This is a genomic window from Paenibacillus taichungensis (genome assembly GCF_047302525.1).
In the GTDB taxonomy this organism is placed as follows: domain Bacteria; phylum Bacillota; class Bacilli; order Paenibacillales; family Paenibacillaceae; genus Paenibacillus; species Paenibacillus taichungensis_B.
This window is the reverse complement of the sequence record NZ_CP168020.1, coordinates 3,025,571-3,042,425: the sequence shown is the minus strand read 5'-3', so window position 1 is coordinate 3,042,425 and position 16,855 is coordinate 3,025,571. Positions and strand designations below refer to the sequence as shown.

Annotated in this window: 13 protein-coding genes; 1 reads left to right on the top strand and 12 read right to left on the bottom strand. The window is 47.6% G+C overall.

The genetic code is table 11. The annotated features are described in order from the left end of the window. Window positions 1–109: 109 nt before the first annotated feature. From ACDJ58_RS13785 to fba, 12 genes are all read right to left on the bottom strand, one after another. The gene (locus ACDJ58_RS13785) at window positions 110–1,681 is read right to left on the bottom strand and encodes a response regulator transcription factor (protein WP_413378788.1); all 1,572 of its coding nucleotides are present in this window, start codon (window positions 1,679–1,681) and stop codon (window positions 110–112) included. Window positions 1,682–1,684: 3 nt separating this feature from the next. After that, window positions 1,685–3,520, bottom strand: a complete 1,836-nt coding sequence (locus tag ACDJ58_RS13780; protein WP_413378786.1) for a sensor histidine kinase — start codon at window positions 3,518–3,520, stop codon at window positions 1,685–1,687. A gap of 75 nt (window positions 3,521–3,595) precedes the next feature. Then, entirely contained in the window at window positions 3,596–5,257 is a 1,662-nt protein-coding gene (locus ACDJ58_RS13775; protein ID WP_413378783.1) for an extracellular solute-binding protein, read from the bottom strand. A 250-nt stretch (window positions 5,258–5,507) separates the two neighbouring features. Further along, complete coding sequence (locus ACDJ58_RS13770) at window positions 5,508–7,055, bottom strand: choice-of-anchor Q domain-containing protein (protein WP_413378781.1); 1,548 nt, start codon at window positions 7,053–7,055, stop codon at window positions 5,508–5,510. Window positions 7,056–7,105: 50 nt separating this feature from the next. After that, window positions 7,106–8,062, bottom strand: coding sequence for a carbohydrate kinase family protein (locus ACDJ58_RS13765; protein ID WP_413378779.1), 957 nt, complete (start codon window positions 8,060–8,062; stop codon window positions 7,106–7,108). After that, window positions 8,059–9,360 carry an alpha-galactosidase gene (melA, locus tag ACDJ58_RS13760; RefSeq protein ID WP_413378777.1) on the bottom strand — a complete coding sequence of 434 codons (1,302 nt, stop codon included), beginning with the start codon at window positions 9,358–9,360 and terminating at the stop codon, window positions 8,059–8,061. Before melA ends, ACDJ58_RS13765 begins: the two co-directional genes overlap by 4 nt. Before the next feature lie 18 nt (window positions 9,361–9,378). Next, window positions 9,379–10,203, bottom strand: coding sequence for a carbohydrate ABC transporter permease (locus tag ACDJ58_RS13755; protein WP_076288557.1), 825 nt, complete (start codon window positions 10,201–10,203; stop codon window positions 9,379–9,381). A 22-nt stretch (window positions 10,204–10,225) separates the two neighbouring features. Next, window positions 10,226–11,161, bottom strand: a complete 936-nt coding sequence (locus ACDJ58_RS13750; protein ID WP_413378774.1) for a carbohydrate ABC transporter permease — start codon at window positions 11,159–11,161, stop codon at window positions 10,226–10,228. A gap of 15 nt (window positions 11,162–11,176) precedes the next feature. Then, the gene (locus tag ACDJ58_RS13745) at window positions 11,177–12,469 is read right to left on the bottom strand and encodes an ABC transporter substrate-binding protein (RefSeq protein ID WP_413378772.1); all 1,293 of its coding nucleotides are present in this window, start codon (window positions 12,467–12,469) and stop codon (window positions 11,177–11,179) included. Window positions 12,470–12,539: 70 nt separating this feature from the next. Next, the gene (locus tag ACDJ58_RS13740; protein ID WP_413378770.1) at window positions 12,540–13,340 is read right to left on the bottom strand and encodes a DeoR/GlpR family DNA-binding transcription regulator; all 801 of its coding nucleotides are present in this window, start codon (window positions 13,338–13,340) and stop codon (window positions 12,540–12,542) included. Window positions 13,341–13,524: 184 nt separating this feature from the next. After that, window positions 13,525–14,487 (bottom strand): 1-phosphofructokinase family hexose kinase, encoded by a 963-nt coding sequence (locus tag ACDJ58_RS13735; RefSeq protein ID WP_413378768.1) that lies wholly within the window; start codon window positions 14,485–14,487, stop codon window positions 13,525–13,527. After that, on the bottom strand, window positions 14,451–15,317 hold the full coding sequence (gene fba / locus ACDJ58_RS13730) for a class II fructose-1,6-bisphosphate aldolase (RefSeq protein WP_413378766.1): 867 nt from the start codon (window positions 15,315–15,317) through the stop codon (window positions 14,451–14,453). Before fba ends, ACDJ58_RS13735 begins: the two co-directional genes overlap by 37 nt. A 329-nt stretch (window positions 15,318–15,646) precedes the next feature. Here fba and ACDJ58_RS13725 point away from each other — a divergent pair, with 329 nt between their 5' ends. Beyond that, complete coding sequence (locus ACDJ58_RS13725) at window positions 15,647–16,690, top strand: SIS domain-containing protein (protein WP_413378764.1); 1,044 nt, start codon at window positions 15,647–15,649, stop codon at window positions 16,688–16,690. The last annotated feature ends 165 nt before the right edge of the window (window positions 16,691–16,855 follow it).

Here is a 16,855-nt window from a genome sequence, read left to right as displayed (position 1 = left end):
AAGGTAATCGCTTACATTGGGGAATATCTTTATTCTATCGAATAGGTTAATCTGCTGAAAAGGTACAATTATTTTTGTTATATCCCATTTTTTTGGGTTTTGATTCAATTTATATATTTGTACTGTGGTATTGTACTTCACGTTCTACCTTTTGGCGCATCATTTGTCGATACTCTGTGGGTTGAATTTCCATCACAAGGCGGAACGCTCGCGTAAAGCTTTTGTAGCTTTCATAGCCTACCATAGCAGCCACTTCAACAATCTTATGGTCGGTTTCGGCTAGGAGACGCCGCGCTTTATCCATACGTACATCTCTCAGGTATTCGGCAAAACCTTTGCCAATGTTCTTCTTGAACAGATTTGAGAAATAGGCGTAATTAAGCGACACATGATTGGATACCATCGCGAGGTCCAGCGGCTTATGATAGCTCTCGTGTATAAAACGGATGGCTTCATTTAAATCCTGAGAATTGCGATAACTGTGCTTATATTCAAAATAGAACTGATTCAGTCGAAGCAGCTGCTGTTGCAGCGCTTGAATATAATCGCGCATCCCCGGATAATCAAAGAGATTACGCAAAGATTCAAGATCCAGCGCTTCTTCACCCATGTAGGGACGAATAACTCGCTCGTATTCCTCCATCATCTGCACTGTGGCGCCGCAGAGCTGTTGGGTATAGCGAATATGATAGCGTTGCAGCACATTTTTGTGAAATATTGCGGAAAGGCCCTGAGCGATTCTACCACTATCGTCGGTCCCAACAGACTGGAACAGTTCATATAGCTCTTCATAGGGAAGTTGCCACTGCTGCTCCATATGCTCAATATGTGCTGGCAGGATGATATATTGATCTGGAAACAAGTAACTATGGTGGTATAGCTCATGTACTTGTGTATAGCTGCCGGGCAACATCTTTAATCCTTGCTGCGGGTCAGTCATAACGGTTATAGCATCGATCATTCCTTCCTTGAGCGACGCCGGCAAAGCATCCGGATCTAAAGCGGCATTCACTGCGAGGATCAGATACGGGCTGTGTTGCAGGCAAATGCAACCTTGTCTACCGAACACACCATAGGCAATAGCTTCCATGCTATGAACGCTGCTGGCACCCGGCTGGTTGATCCAACATTTCTCTCGCAGCAAACATAAGCGATAATTGTGCCATAGTGCAGGATTTTGTTCCTGGATTTGGAGAATCCAAGCCTCATCGTTTAACGCCCCCTGCATAAACATCCGTAATTCTTTACGATCTGTCTCTCGGGCAAGACGGGAGACATGCTGCATGTTGTGCGTAAGCGCCTGCCTTGTTTGGATTTCCTGCCATACATGCTCTAGTGAAGTTTGCAGATCCTCTCGCTTCAGAGGTTTTAACAAGTATCCCTTTGCCCCAAGTTCGATGGCTTTTTGGGCATATGTAAAATCACTATAACCGCTAATAATGAGGTATTCCACCTCGATGCGCTCCTCTTTGGTTTGTGCCATCAGTGCCAGCCCGTCCATGTCCGGCATCATAATATCGGTAATAACGATGTGAATGTTATGCTGGCGCAAAAGGATTAGCGCCTCAATCCCGCTTGCGGCACAGTAAATGTTGTTCAGCTCCAGAGGAAATTGATGCAGCATCGCCTGCAGACCGTCACGTATGTGCTTTTGATCGTCCACAACCAGAATATTGATCACGTCCTACCACCCTCCAAGATTTACATTTTCCCAAGGCAAACGTATCGTTACACAGGTATAAGCGCCCTGAACACTATCAATCCAAAGACCGCAATCCTCGCCATAATGAAGCTGCAGCCGCTTATTCACGTTTTCCAAACCAAGTCCGTTCTTGCTGGTAACAATCGGCGAATCTGAGTCTCCCCGCAGTGCCGCTTGCAGTCGGACTAACATCTCCGGGTCTAGCCCCTCTCCATCATCTTGTATCTTAATGAGCAAGCGGTCATTCTCCACTGAAACGGTGATCTGAATACACACACTACCGCCTGACGGCGCAGCGTGATGCACTGCATTTTCAACGATGGGCTGCATGCACATTTTAGGAATCGCATAGCGGAGCACCTCCTGCGGGAGATCTGCCGTCAACATGAAGCTGCCGCCTTCCATTAAATTAATAAATTGAATGTAGCTTTGAATGTTGGCAAGTTCCTCACGAAGCGCAACGGTATCGCTGCGCCACTGCATGCTGTAGCGAAGTTGCGAACCTAATGATACCAATGAATTCGCAATAGCGGGTTGCCGTTGAACCTCCGCGAGCATACGAATAGATTCCAGTGCGTTATACAAAAAATGAGAGTTGATCTGCGAATGCAGGGAGTGCAGCTGTGCGTTTTTGGCGATCAATTGCTTATCCACGACCTGTGTCATCAGACGTTTGACCTCATGTAACATTTTGTTGTAGCTCACAGCCACCTCATCGATCTCATCCCCTCTTTCGTTCTCATCAAGGCCGGTATCAATCGTTGCATCCAGTTCACCCTTCCGAACCTGACGCATTGAAGCCAGTACGCTGTCCAGCCGACGGAAAATGCGCCGAGTTGTATGTGATACGAGCAGCATGATGAGCAGCAGTACACATAATGTAATCGTTACCACAAATGCGTACCAGCTGCGTGGCCCCTTCATCAATGCCTGATGGGAGGCAATATCGACCACATAAGTGTTTAACGGAGCGATGTAACGGTACAGTGCATAGTAGCTCTGATCTCCTACCTTAATCTTAACGGGACTTTCCTGTGGCAGTACATCCAACTGGCGATGAATACCGCCAAGGATTTCGTCCAGTCCTTCTCCGGCTTTTCGAGAAAATTCATGCTGGGGATTATAAACATATTGGGGGGGATCGCTTTCGTTCATCAAAACAGAAAAGAAGTCTCCCTTGCTCTCCTGGAGCAGGTCGCTGAAAAACATACTGTGCGGAACGCGAATTTCCATAATACTAGGTCGTTTTTTCTCCTGACCCTGAAGGCGAACCAGCCGGTAGTATGATAGCGTATGTTCACCATCCTTAAAAGAAAATAAGCGGTAAGCCGCACCACCTTCATCCCGAAGCTTTGCCCAGTAATCCTGCGGCCAAAATTTCTGATAATGATAGATTTCAGGCCAGATTTCATACAAGTTCGGATTATCCACGTAAAAGCTGAGCTCACTGATCATCGCATTACTTTGAATGATGTTTTGCATTTGCTCAAATTGGTTTTGCTTAAATTTCACCAGTCGCAGTCCATCCACAAGCATATTGGAATGAATAAAATCCACAAATGACTTTTGAGTGAGCGCCGTGTTGGAAGCGTTCTCAATAATGTCCATTCTGCTGCGCAATTGTTCGTTTAGCCATGAAACGTGGCTGTTGCCTGCTGCCATAGCGTCCTTGTATAGCTGGGTTTCCTGCATGCGAATATATAAAAAGGATACTAAAATAACGGGTATGGCAATCATCAGGCTAAACGCCAGAAACAGCTTTTGGGATATACGGGCATTGCGGTAAAGTTTCCTCAATCTAGTCAGTAGGTAATTCATTCTGAAACCCTCACCACCTTTGTTATACCATATATTACAAGTTAGCTGATAGAGAGCGAGGATGTTGGGGTATGATTATTCAGCCATCTTGGCTTTTCTCGCCTCCAGCTCGGTCTGACGGTATTCCATCACCTGATTAAAACCATAATTCACACGGCGGGCCAAGAAATTTTCGAAAATTTTATCAAAAGCAGCTTCATCTTTGGCGGTAATCAGTTCAGGCAGAACTTCTTCCCAATTCTGAGAAATACGCGACCAGGATAAGGCTATATCGGAATCTCCTACAGGATCTATTCCCTTATAGATACCGCTGTCCATATCTGCCTGTTTGTTCGCGAACTCCTCCATTTGCTTAACGGATGGTGCCTTTTCTGGTCTCCACTGGTTAACGAAGGCAGGGTTGCGCAGCATCCAGTAGGTATCCATGATACCGTATTCCTTTTCCAGCCTCTCCCTATCTGTGTCAAGCAATTGGACCATTTCCGTATTCAAATACGGCTTGCCATTCCCCATCGCCCATGTTTCGCCTTCTTTGCCCAGAAATATATCCCTTTGGCCTTCTTCACTGGCCAGATAGGTCAAGAAGCGGATGGCTCGTTCAGGGTTTTTGGTGGATTTGCTAATCATCGTAACCATCCAGCCGTCCATGTTGCCAGGGAACAGTCTGGCGGAATCACCGTGGCTGTTTTGCGGGCCATCCACAGCGATGTAGTAGGAATTCGGATATGCACCCGCGGCCAATATCGGATTGATAGCCGCCATGCCAGTCCACTCGCGAATCATCATAAAATAACGAGCATTACTGGTTTTTTCCTCTACCTGAGCATTCGAGTCCACCATAAAATCCACATTAATCAAGCCTCGTTCATAAGCTGTGCGGAAAGTTTTCAGCCAGGTGATATAGTCCGGGTCGGTCATACGATCGTTAAATTTGCCGTCCTTTTCATGCGGAATAGCCAGCAGGTTTTGCAGGTACTCGGTCATCCCGTAAGAGACATTCCCCTGAGCAAAGAAAGGACTGATGAGCTGACCTTTATACACAGAATACTGATCTTTCAATAGTTGCAAAGCGTTTAAGAAGCCTTCCGGATTGCTTAAATCCGGTCTTCCCATAGCCTCATACAGATCTTTTCGCACCAAAAAGGTTTGGTTCGCAGCCGTCAAACCGGTGGCCTGCATCAGGCTGGGGCTGTATGAATCATTTGGAATGCCATATGTATTGCCGTTTTCCTGACGATACCACTTCAATGCACCGTCCCCCGCGACCTTGAAAAAGTAGGGATCATATTTCTCCGCCAGTTCATTTAAAGCATATACCTGATCGCCTTCCCACAACTTATTAATTGCACTTTCCCACGAGCCTATTGTCATCAAATCCGGCAGCTTACCGGAAGTCATCATGAGCGCAATTTGTTCGCTGGCTTCGCCGGATGGCACTTCGAATTTGATGTTGACGCCTGTTTTCTCTGTTACAACCTTGGAGGTCATGCTCTCACCCCATGTGTGACCATACCAGTTCGCGCCCACAAACCAGGTCAAATCCACAGGCATATTATCAAGCTTCCATGCGGGTTCATCGGGGTTCGGCTTGTATTCAACTGGCTGTTGTATAAGATGAGCGGGCTGTGGGAGTGACGGATTTTCATTTTGTTCTGATCGGGAACACGCGGCCAAAACTAGCATTAAGATTATGGTCCAATAGATGACCATGCAGTGCTTGATGGAACCGGGTTTCATTCCACATCCTCCTTTCTTGGCTAAAGTTGTGAATTAACATTAGCATTAATCATGCTATAACCGATTTTACTATCCTTGGCTCGAAATGGAAATGCCGCTTCCTACCTAAATATGGGTTTACGTAAGGTCTAATTCAGGTACAGGTATTTAAAGAGGGTTATTACAATTTAAATAAAACAAAGGCAGCTGATCACTCAGCTACCCTTGTCGGTTTGTCTTAGGGAAGAATCTTCCCATTAGATTATAAGGCTCACTCGTAAGCGCCGATATTCACAGCAGCTCCCTGTACTCTCGGTTTCCCCTCAATGTCCAGTGTCCCGATAATTGCATTATCCGTGTTCCCGGCATCAATCGCTGGAGATGTAGATTGAAGATGGAAATCGTATCCTGAAGCATTTACAAATTTGGGATCAATGAACAAGGAATGTGCGTCATTGCCAGTTCCCGTTTTATAAGCGGAGAATCCTGTATAATCTTTATTTTTCCATGTCCAATTCGCTCCATTACTTCCGGCAGGGGCGAAATAGAGATTATAATCCACAACGTTTCCGGAATTCTTGGTGTATTCATTGTAAATCAATACATCTGTAGAGCTGGCTACGAAAATGTTGTTCTTAATTACGTTATTTTGTGTGTCGTATTGAACGTAAAGCTGGCCGCTGCCATCGCCAAGCGTGTCATTTTTGTATACGGTATTGTTAACGATCTTACAGTTTACTGTGGAGCCGCGTTTGGTATCGTACCCGCCCATCGCGATGCCGGTGAGTCGGTTGTTGTAGACTGCGTTGCTGCGAACTGTAATATTGCTGGTAGATTTACCGGCATGCTCGGACGCAATCTCGATACCGATATCATTGTTGTAGCTGTAGTTCTGTTCGATAATACTGTCCTTGCCACCATCGACATAAATGCCATCGGCCGCATTACTGTTATTCGGAAGTGACTTTCCATACGAAGGATTATTATTGGAAGAGATATTGTAGACTCTGTTGCCCTTCACGAGTCCGTTCCGTACCTGATCGTAAGCCGTATTCGGCGCTTTACCCTCAAAACCGATGAGATCAATGCCGATGTTGTCGTTATCGTGAATAACATTATTAGTCACCGAGAAAGTGTCCACGTTACCGTTGAGAACCAGCGATTCGCTGGAGCCGAGCACAAGATTGTACAGTTCATTACCATTAATCGTAATATCGTGAATGGATTCAGGTGCCTTTGTGCCGTATACGGCGATCCCATGTGCGTCACGGCCAAGCAGATCACTGCCGGTTGGGGTGGCCGTGTTTTTGATATCATGGACTTTGTTACCAGACAAATTGATGAAGCTGCCTGATCCGTGAACATAAATGCCTACGGGCATGACGTCCTTAGTAGCTGTAGTATAATTGCGAATTTCAAATCCCTGAAGGGTAACGTAATTCACATCGGTCAGGTCAATCAACCCTTCAATCCCGCTAACCGAAAGTCCTGTGCCGTCAATAATCGGAGTCTCCGTGCCATCGTTAGTGAATACAATCGGCCCCTGTGAAGCGGAGCCTGAGCGGGTGATCTTCAGCTTCTGGTTGTACACACCGCCACGAACATGCACTGTACTGCCTGCAGGAACAGCATCCGCTGCGTGCTGAAGCGTCTTCCATGGCGCGCTGCTCGTTCCCGCATTGGAGTCATTTCCGTTAGTCGCTACGTAGTAATCCGTACCTGCTGCGGCAGCAGATGAGGACCATTCAATCCCTGAAACCAAGCCTATCCCTACCACCATACTTAATCCCACGAGCAATGTTTTACCGAACTTCAACATTTCCTCAACTCCCTTTGATCAATTTGGTTGTGTTAGATTAAAATCAGGATTTATTGGACATGCTCTGCTTGCAAAAGAAGAACAGCCTCCATCGTCGGCAGGCTTCCTGTCCCACCAATGCCAAGTGTGGACAATGCCCCACATGCATTGGCAAATCGCAGCAGTTCTTCGCTCCTCATCCCGAGCAAGTATCCATATATGATTCCTGCGTTGAAACAGTCGCCTGCTCCTGTCGTATCGACAGGGGTCAAAGTGTAAGGTCCGGCCGATATTGTACTTTCGTCCAGTTCGCGCAGTGTAGCACCTTTTGACCCCTGTTTGACCGCTACAATCCCCGCCACCGCAGGAAGCATGGAGTCAAGCACATCGGCTACCCCGTCAGCAGGGAAAATGTGCAGCAGTTCATCCTCGCTGGGAATAAATAAATCCGTCACCGTCAGTAGTGCACTTATGCCCTCGTGGTCCCATTGATTGGATACATCCCAACCTGTATCAAAAGACGTGCTGATCCCATTTGCCCGCAATCTTGTAAAGAGCTCTCGCCAATGAGGTCTCATTCCATCCTGCAAATAATAGGAACCAAAATGAAGATGTGTGGCCTGCTGCAACAGAGACTCTGGAATATAATCCGGTGTCAACAACGGGATGCTGCCAGCGTAAGTTAACAACCCGCGGTCGTCAGGTGTGGAGAGCGACAGGGTTACCCCTGTCTTGATGCCAGACAATCGGGTTACATGCTCTGTATTTACGCCCATACGCTGCAGCTCAGCTATACAGAATTTTCCGAAATCGTCATCCCCCACTACGCTAACGAATCTCACATCCGCTCCCAGGCTGGCCAGCGCACAGGCCGTAATTGCTGAAGAGGAACCAAGTACAATCTCGAAGCCATCAACCATTTTCTCTCGATTCCATTCCGGCATCACATCTTTTCCGGATACAATGGCGTCTACATTTAGCTCGCCAGCGATAACAACAATGGGACTTGTTTCCTGTCTCTGCATCATTTCAACACCGGAACAAATCCCTGTTCCGCCTCATACAGTTCATCGAACATGCTTCCGATCTCCTCCAGGGAGCATACCGCAGCAGTTAGTGGGTCCAGCATCAGTGCATGGCGAGCCATTTCCCTGTCACTCCTCCGCACAGCTTCCACAGCCAGGTCAAAAAAAGCCATGTTCGAGCGGCACAATGCGGCCAAATGCTCGGGCAGTCTTCCAAAGCGACAAGGCTGAACTCCTTTCCCATCAACGAGACAGGCCACTTCCACCACACCATCAGGCTGCAGATTTTCAATCAATCCCTGGTTAGGAACGTTACCATAAATGACTTTCGGCTCATTTTTCAAGACTGCTTCGATGATAATGGCTGCATATTCATTGCTGGATTTCAGCTCAAGCGGTGCCGTTCCCTCAAGCTGTGAAACGATCTGCTCATCATTCTCTCTCCGCCAGATCGGCCAGTTGTCAGCGTAGAATCCCGTAGCTCCGTTATAACCTGAGTTGCAGTGCTGGTCGATAAGCGATTGGCGTTTACGGTAATACGGGATATATTCCGAGAAATGGCCGCTGGATTCCGAGACAAATGCGCCCAGGTATTTCATCGCATCAAAGCGTACCGGATCCTGCCGCAGCAGCTCAGGAGTTTGTATTTTCTCCAACAGAACAGGATACAGATCCCTCCCGGCGTGGGACAGCTCCACAAACCAGGACATGTGGTTAATACCTCCGGCTTTCCATGACATCTCTTCATATGGAACTCCGGCATATTCGGCCAGTTGAGCCGACGTGTTCTGGATGGAGTGGCATAGTCCCACTACCGGAATATCCGTAATGCGGGAAGTCAGGAGTGTAACCGCAGACATCGGATTGGTATAGTTTAGAATGATGCAGTCTGGGCAGAGCGCTTCAATGTCTCGCACGATCTCCATCCAGCTGGGAAGGGTACGGAGTGTCTTGAACAGTCCTCCGGGTCCCAGCGTATCGCCAATGCACTGCTTTACCCCGTATTTCAGCGGAATTTCATATTCATAACGAACTGTCTCCAGCCCGCCTACTTCAATTTGGTTAATCACGAACTGTGAACCGCCGATGACCTCTCTACGATCAGTAGAGGCAATCACCTCCCACTTCTTCCCTGTCCGTTCTACGATTTGAAGCACCAGCCTGCGTGCCAAATCAAGCCGCCGCTCGTCAATATCAACCAGGGCAATAGTGCCACCCTCCAAGCCTTCAATCAGCAGGATATCCATAGCAATCTCTCGCGTAAATGCACTGCCTGCTCCGATAATTGAGATTTTAGTCATAACTCTTCTCCTCACCCGTTATTTCATGCCCGTCATAGCTAGGCCTTTAATAAATTGCTTCTGGAAGATCAGGAACATTATAATAACCGGTATTGTAATCAGTACCGCAGCTGACATGACGACGTTGTAATTGACCTGGTGCGTTCCGTTAAAATAGACCAATGCCAGCGGAACGGTCATCTTGCTCTCATCATTTAATACAATCAGTGGCCACAGGTAGTTATTCCAGGAGTTCATAAACGTGAATATCCCTAGCGCTGACAGCATCGGTAGAATAAGCGGCATAACGATGCGAAGCATCAGCCTGAATTCGCCAGAACCGTCCATCCTTGCTGCCTCCAGCAGCTCCTGTGGAATCTCTTCTATGAATTGTTTAGCCAGAAATACGCCGTAGGAGCTGACCAGATTGGGCAAAATAATCGCCAGCAAATGGTTAACTAGTCCAAGCTCAGCCGTGATCAGATACGTGGGAATCATAATAACCTGAAAGGGAATCATCATGGTTGCCAGGATCAGAATGAACAGCAGTTTCTTGCCTTTAAACTGATGCTTGGCAAAGACATATCCGGCTAGAGCGCTAGTAAACAAGGTGACCACCGTTATGATGACGGAAGTCACCAGACTGTTCAGCAGCCACGTGACAAACGGCGCCTCGCTAAAAACCGTTCGGTATCCGTCCAGACTCGGCTTACTTGGAAAAAAACCGCCGGAACCTGAGACGATGTCCATGTTACTTTTCAGAGATGACAGAACCATCCAGACATAAGGCAAAAGCATAACACAAGCTATAACTGCAAGAACTGCGATAGTAAACCCTTCCCACAGGCTAAATTTACGCGGCATCGGCTTCTTCTCCCCTCTCCTCTCAATGTTCCCATTGCGTGCGCCCCCATCGAAGTTGCAGCAGCGTCACAAGCAGGATGATCATTAGAAACACGGTTGCCATAGCGGATGCGTACCCCATATTGGAGCTGGAGAATGCCTGTTCATAAATTTGCAGTGACAGCACTCGGGTTTCGTTAAAGGGTCCGCCCTTGGTCATAATCTGAAATTGTGGGAAGGCCTGAAAATAGGAAACAACTGTCGTGATGGAAACAAACAGCAACGTTCTGCGCAGCAATGGCAGTGTAATGTGAAGAAAGACATGCCAGCGGCCCGCCCCCTCCAGCGTCGCTGCTTCATAGTACATATCCGGGATGGAATCCAATCCGGCAATGAAAAGAACGATATTATAGCCAATATCAGCCCACAAGGTCATCATAATGACGGAATAGAGCGCATAATGCGGATCACTGAGCCACTGGATCGGCGCCATATTCAGCTTGGCGAGAATCATGTTGAACAAGCCGTCATTGTAATTGAACATGGTATTCCATACGATGGCTGTTCCCGCCAGCGGAGCGATCGTGGGAAGAAAGAATACGGTCCGAAAGCCATTTTTAAGCCACGGGATGCGGACTCGCTGAATCGCTGAAGCAATCAAAAGCGTAATGACAATGTTGATCAGTACGGCGATAAATACAAATTTGAAGGTTACCCATAGTGACTTCAGAAAGATGGAATCCTGGAACATGCGGATATAGTTCTCCGCCCCCACGAATATCGCGTTTGAGCTGAGCGGGTCATACTTGAATGCGGACAAGCCCAGGCTCCATGCGATGGGAAGGAAAGCAAACACCCCGAACAAAAGCAAGATCGGTACGAGTGAGATGATGATGAACCTTCGTTTTGCCCTGAAAGCCGTTGACTTTACCGCTGGGTTAACCTTGCCCGCCTTGTTGGTAGATATAGCAGTACTCATGCCCCAGCACCCCTATCACTTATGTTGATCCTGATTATCATTGATCGTCTGTTCGATATTCGCCAATCCGTCCTCGACACTCTGCTGTCCACTGGCCATCAGTTGGAAATTGTCGTTAACCTGCTTGAAGAAGAAATCCCGGTCTGCTATTGGGCCGATCCATTGACCTAACGCCAATATGTCCAGCGAGGGCTTTAGATGAGGATTGTTCTTCAGGAATTCCGGGTTTTCGGCAATTTCTTTTTTGGCTGGAACGGTAAAGGTGTCCGTATTCCAGGTCGAGAGGTTGTCCTTCTCCGAGATGAATTGGATGAAATCAAGCGCAGCCTCCTGCTGTTTGCTTTTCTTTGACACCGCAAGCCCCCAACCGGATTCGGCAGCAAAAACGGGTGGATTTTCCGTAAAGGAAGGCACAGAAACGTATTCAAAATCATCAACCTTATAGTTGTTTTGTCCCGCAGCAATCGTCCAGGGACCGCGATAGGTCATGGCTGATTTCCCCTGAAAAAAATAGTCAGAGGTATCCAGCTCACCGCCGAACGTGGTTAAATCCGCAACTTTGTCATCGGCCACGAGCGAAACCAAGGTGGACATCGCTTTGTCCGCTTCCGGTGTGTGGAAATTAACATGTCCGTCTTCACCCATAAAACTTGCACCTTGCTGCAAAATAAGGGATAAGAAAGTAAACGTAATATTGTCTGCCGATACAAAATCGAAGCCTTTGACTTTAATGACATTGTTATCACGGACAGTCAATTTTTTGGCGTAATCCACAAGCTCTGTCCAGTTCGACGGTGTGTGGTCGAAGCCTTGGTCTTTGAGCATTTGCGGGTGAATCAGCATGCCACCGTTCTCAATGTTGTATTCAAGTGGCAGTCCGTATAGCTTTTTATCCCGCAAATATCCCCCCAAGGGGGCATCATAGTATGCTTTTTTTACATTTTCACTATCAGGGATTTCGACAAGCAGATCGTTCTTGGAATATTCGGGCACCCACGTGCCGAAGAATTCGGCAATATCGGGCGGTTTCTTCGCGGAGAATGAGGCTTTCAACTTCTGGCTGTATACATCATATGGAAAGGTCTGATACTCGATCGTTATATCGGGGTGTAAGGTCTGGTATTTGGATATTAATTTCTTGTATGCGCCCACAATGGCGTCTTCCTGATGACTCCAAAAGACCAGATTCACCTTACCTTGCGGGTCTGCGGATGTATCGCCGCCTGAAGAGGATGAGCTGGAACAGCCCGCTTCAGCGAATACAACACAAACCATCGCAATGATCAGCATAAACTTGGAAAAATGCATTCGCATATCCTCCCTTGTCCTGCAAATTAGCCAGCATATGAAGGGAAGGGCGTTTGAGTATTAAGCGTATTTATATAGAAGCAACGTGGTCTGTAGTTGTATGTATCGCAATCTGATGCTCCCGGCACGCCTGCTCAAACCATCCCTCCGGCTGTTTATTCGTAATTACCCCTGTCACCTGAGTTAAGGGAGCAATAGTAAACAAAGCACTTTTCTCAATCTTGCTTTGATCGAATACAGCATAAACTTCGCTGGAACGTTCCATAGTTAATTGGGCTATACGGGCTTCAAGCTCGGAATGCATCGTAAAGCCGAAATTCTGCGTTACTCCGTCCACCCCGAGAAACATTTTCGTAATGTTAATTTTGTCGATCACGCTTTCCGCCAGCGGACCACATAATTCGTAGCTTTTGGAACGCATAACGCCACCAATGACCACGACCTGAATATCTTCGGCATCAGCCAATTCATAAGCAATATTCACCGCGTTGGTGACAATCGTAATATTACGGTGCTTTTTGAGTGCCTTCGCAATAAAGAACGTCGTTGTACCTCCCGTCAGGCAGATAATGTCTCCCGCTTTAACAAGGGCGGCGGCCGTGGCGGCGATCCGTTCCTTATCCATCCGTCTGAAATCGCGTTTTGCTGCAAAAGGCAGCTCCGATACCGCCGACGTCAGACCCCCTTCATATATGGCTCCCCCATTTGTTCGAATAATCTCGCCCGCTTTTTCAAGTGCGTCCAAGTCACGTCTTGCAGTTGCTTCTGAGCAGCCAACCGTCTGGACAATCTCTTGCAGCGATATTTTTCCATGCGATTTAATCAGTTCCAATGTTTGTGCTCTGCGCAGTTCACCCTTTGAATATTGCATAAGTCTCTCCTTTAATATGTCTGGGCCTGCATGATATCCGTTAACTTCAGCCCGTGCTAGCTCTATTGTGTAGGATGAAAGGATGGATTGCAATATGTCGACGTGAACTGCATCCCATAAGAAAAGCATCTCTCTAACGGTTATTCATGAGGGATATGAAGCTGATTTTCAAAACCTTCAACCATTATAAAGGTATAATTTGCACCTGATGTTCGTATTCCTCAAACAGAACATAGTCGATGTCACCTGCTTTAGAAGACATTGCATTCGTAGCAGCAGCCGCGACAGCCGTACGCAGTCTGGACTCAGCCGAATCGCCGCGCTCTCCTGCATATGCCATGCCGGCAACAAAGGCGTCTCCGCAACCTACCGTATTCACAGGCTGAATGGATGGCGGCTTCACCATATATGCATTTCCTTTTAAAATAGCCAGTGCACCGTCACTGCCGAGTGTTATGCACACCTCGTCAATGCCTTGATCCGCCAACCTGTGCGCTGCACGGGCCCATTCGCTCACGTTTCTTGGCTTCTGCCCCAGCCATTCGGCCAGCTCCTGCTCATTCGGCTTCACGAAATGGGGTGTTGCACTCAGCCCAATGCTGAAACTTGTTCCACCTGTATCCAGAAAGGCTTTCGCGCCTGCTGAACGAACAATACAAATCAGTTCTGCGTACAATGTGTCCGGTGCACCTGGGGGTAAGCTTCCAGACATGACAACCGCACTGGACTGGGTGGCAAGCTCCTGTACTTTTTTCTTGATCGCTTCAACTTCGGCTTCTAACATGGTTGGACCCTGCCCAAGCAGCTCGGTAGAGCTGCCACTGGAATCGTCCACAATGTTAAGGCAGACTCGGGAGTCTCCCGCTGATTGGATAAAAGCAGTCCGTATCCCCCGTTCAGTCAGACTGCTCTCAATAAATTCACCGTTATTGCCAGCAATAATGCCTGTGGCTGTGACTTGTCCCCCGAGCTGCCGGATCACCTTGGCTACGTTATTGCCTTTGCCACCTGGCTCATTAACCTGTCGGGTCACCCGATGCACTTGGCCTACGCCAAACTTGTCAACGTACAACGTCCGGTCGATGGCCGCATGGAGTGTGACTGTCGTAATCATCGGACTACGCCGGCTTTGCCAGTGCTTCCACATAACCGTATTTTCTCCATGGCAAGCCGTTTAACTGCTTCCTTCGCCGGAGCCATGTATTTGCGTGGATCATTCTCTTCCGGATGAATTAAAAAAACATCCTTGATAGCTTTGGAAAAAGCAATACGCAGCTCTGTGGCTATGTTTACCTTGGACATCCCCAGTGCAACCGCCCGATGAATCTGTTCAGCTGGTATGCCCGAACCACCGTGCAGTACCAAAGGAACCGATACTCGATTCGCAATGGTTTCAATTCGTTCAAAATCTATGTTCGGCTGCCCCTTATATATACCGTGTGCGGTACCGATTGCTGGAGCGAGTGTAGTTACGCCGGTACGTTCAACAAAATGCACGCAATCTTCAGGATCTGCTAGGGAAGCATGCTGTTCCTCAACGACAATATCGTCCTCAACACCGCCGACCTTGCCAAGCTCCGCCTCCACGTTCACGCCAGATGCCTGGGCAACCTCCATCACTTTACGGGTTAGGTTCACGTTTTCTTCAAAAGGGTACATAGATGCATCGATCATAACGGAGGTATAACCTGCTCGAATGCATCGGATAATCGTCGAAAAATCAGTGCAGTGATCCAAATGAAGTGCGATGGGGATATCCGTCAAGTCCGCTGCGGTTTTAGCCGCATGGGCAATGTAATCCGGACCCAAGTGGTTGACTGTGCCCACCGTGGTTTGAATAATTAGTGGTGATTCGGTTTCTACAGCCGCTTCAACGACAGCCTGAAGCATCTCCAGGGTATGTACGTTAAATGCAGCGATGGCGTATTGGTCCCTGCGAGCTGTTTGCAGCATTTCAGTGGACGAGATCAGTGGCATATCCATTCCCCCTTTTAAGGTTTCGTCGCTTCCTGCTTCAAGGATTCGAGTTAAAATAACATCTTCTATCAGGTTACATAGCGACGATTTGAACGATCCTGCACCTCCCTTCACGGGTCAGATGAGATTGGGAAACATTTGATAATTTCTAGCTTGTGATCATAATAATCTTTTTATTTGATTAAATCAATCATTATTTTGGAAAACTATTGCAATTTAGAGGGATATAAAGGCATAATTATGATTAACACAATCATTTAACTATATATTTGATCGAAAAGATCACAAACTGAAGTTATCAATCTAAATCGTTCCCGGGAGGTATTTTTATGAGTTTGACGTATCGTGAAGTAAAAGAACAATATAAGGCCCTGCAGCAGACCTACAACTATTTACTGGCCAAGCGCACGGAATTTACTGCCTTTGTCCAAGCTCAAGGGATTACCTCCGTAACCTTTGTTGGCGCCGGGTCCAGCTATTGCTTGAGCGAAGCGGCCGCTTTTTCCTTCCGTTTGCGTGCTGGCCTGCCTGCGATGTCACTTGCCGCTGGTGATCTCATGCTCCATGCAGACCGCTATCGTCCCATGCTGGAGGGTAGCCTGATCATAGCGCCGTCACGATCTGGCAGCACTAGTGAGGTCGTTGAAGCGTTGCGTTTACTCCAGTCCGATCAACGTATTCCTTTATTAACGATTTCTTGTGTAACGGACTCGCCGTTATCCAAAAGCGCTGATTTCCCTCTGGAACTGCCATGGGCTTTCGACCATAGTGTTTGCCAGACCCGCACAGTAACCAATCTGTATGCAGCCAATCTGCTTCTTGCCGCTTTTCTTGCTGATGATGAGGAGCTGATTATCGATATGCAGGAAGCGATTCACCAAGGTGAAGCCTACATGGCACGTGTAGAGGACAGCATCCGCCACGTCTCCGACTTCAACTGGACGAATGCAGTCCTCCTTGCAGACGGTGAACTACAAGGGCTGGCAGCCGAGGGTGCCATCGCTCTGACCGAAATTGCCAAGACACAAGCCCACGCATACCATCTTCTTGACGTTCGGCACGGGCCGATGGTGACCGTGGGTTCGGATACTTTAGTGATCGCTGCCTTGTCGGACAGCGGTATTGAGCATCAGCGCAATCTGTTGAGGGATATTAAGGAGCGTGGAGCCACCATTATTACGTTTGCCGATCGTGCGATGGGCATCCCACAGGAATTTATCGACCTTGAGATCACAACAAGTCATCCGCTCAATACAGCGGTGCGGGGTATCCCTTTCATTTTCATCTCGCAAATCGCTGCTTTGGCAAATGCCGAACGCAATGGTATTAACCCGGATCAACCCGATGGGCTGGTGGCCTGGGTCAAGCTGTAAGAAGAAAGGTTAGTTCTTTCGATCCGCTTGGATGGTTGGAAAAGTGGAAAATTCTGAAGGAAATCCAAAGACTTCTATTCGAGGCAGAATAGAAGTCTTTTATTTGAAGGTCAAGAGTGAATTTCATACGTCCTGTGAGATAATTAGGCAAACATTTGATATGAA

What these genes read in the sequence shown, in the direction of transcription:
- ACDJ58_RS13765 (WP_413378779.1), bottom strand. Translation starts at nt 8,062, where the DNA reads ATGATGCAGAGACAGGAAACAAGTCCCATTGTTGTTATCGCTGGCGAG.
- ACDJ58_RS13735 (WP_413378768.1), bottom strand. Translation starts at nt 14,487, where the DNA reads ATGTGGAAGCACTGGCAAAGCCGGCGTAGTCCGATGATTACGACAGTC.
- ACDJ58_RS13775 (WP_413378783.1), bottom strand. Translation starts at nt 5,257, where the DNA reads ATGAAACCCGGTTCCATCAAGCACTGCATGGTCATCTATTGGACCATA.
- fba (WP_413378766.1), bottom strand. Translation starts at nt 15,317, where the DNA reads ATGCCACTGATCTCGTCCACTGAAATGCTGCAAACAGCTCGCAGGGAC.
- ACDJ58_RS13745 (WP_413378772.1), bottom strand. Translation starts at nt 12,469, where the DNA reads ATGCATTTTTCCAAGTTTATGCTGATCATTGCGATGGTTTGTGTTGTA.
- ACDJ58_RS13725 (WP_413378764.1), top strand. Translation starts at nt 15,647, where the DNA reads ATGAGTTTGACGTATCGTGAAGTAAAAGAACAATATAAGGCCCTGCAG.
- ACDJ58_RS13755 (WP_076288557.1), bottom strand. Translation starts at nt 10,203, where the DNA reads ATGCCGCGTAAATTTAGCCTGTGGGAAGGGTTTACTATCGCAGTTCTT.
- ACDJ58_RS13740 (WP_413378770.1), bottom strand. Translation starts at nt 13,340, where the DNA reads ATGCAATATTCAAAGGGTGAACTGCGCAGAGCACAAACATTGGAACTG.
- melA (WP_413378777.1), bottom strand. Translation starts at nt 9,360, where the DNA reads ATGACTAAAATCTCAATTATCGGAGCAGGCAGTGCATTTACGCGAGAG.
- ACDJ58_RS13780 (WP_413378786.1), bottom strand. Translation starts at nt 3,520, where the DNA reads ATGAATTACCTACTGACTAGATTGAGGAAACTTTACCGCAATGCCCGT.
- ACDJ58_RS13770 (WP_413378781.1), bottom strand. Translation starts at nt 7,055, where the DNA reads ATGTTGAAGTTCGGTAAAACATTGCTCGTGGGATTAAGTATGGTGGTA.
- ACDJ58_RS13750 (WP_413378774.1), bottom strand. Translation starts at nt 11,161, where the DNA reads ATGAGTACTGCTATATCTACCAACAAGGCGGGCAAGGTTAACCCAGCG.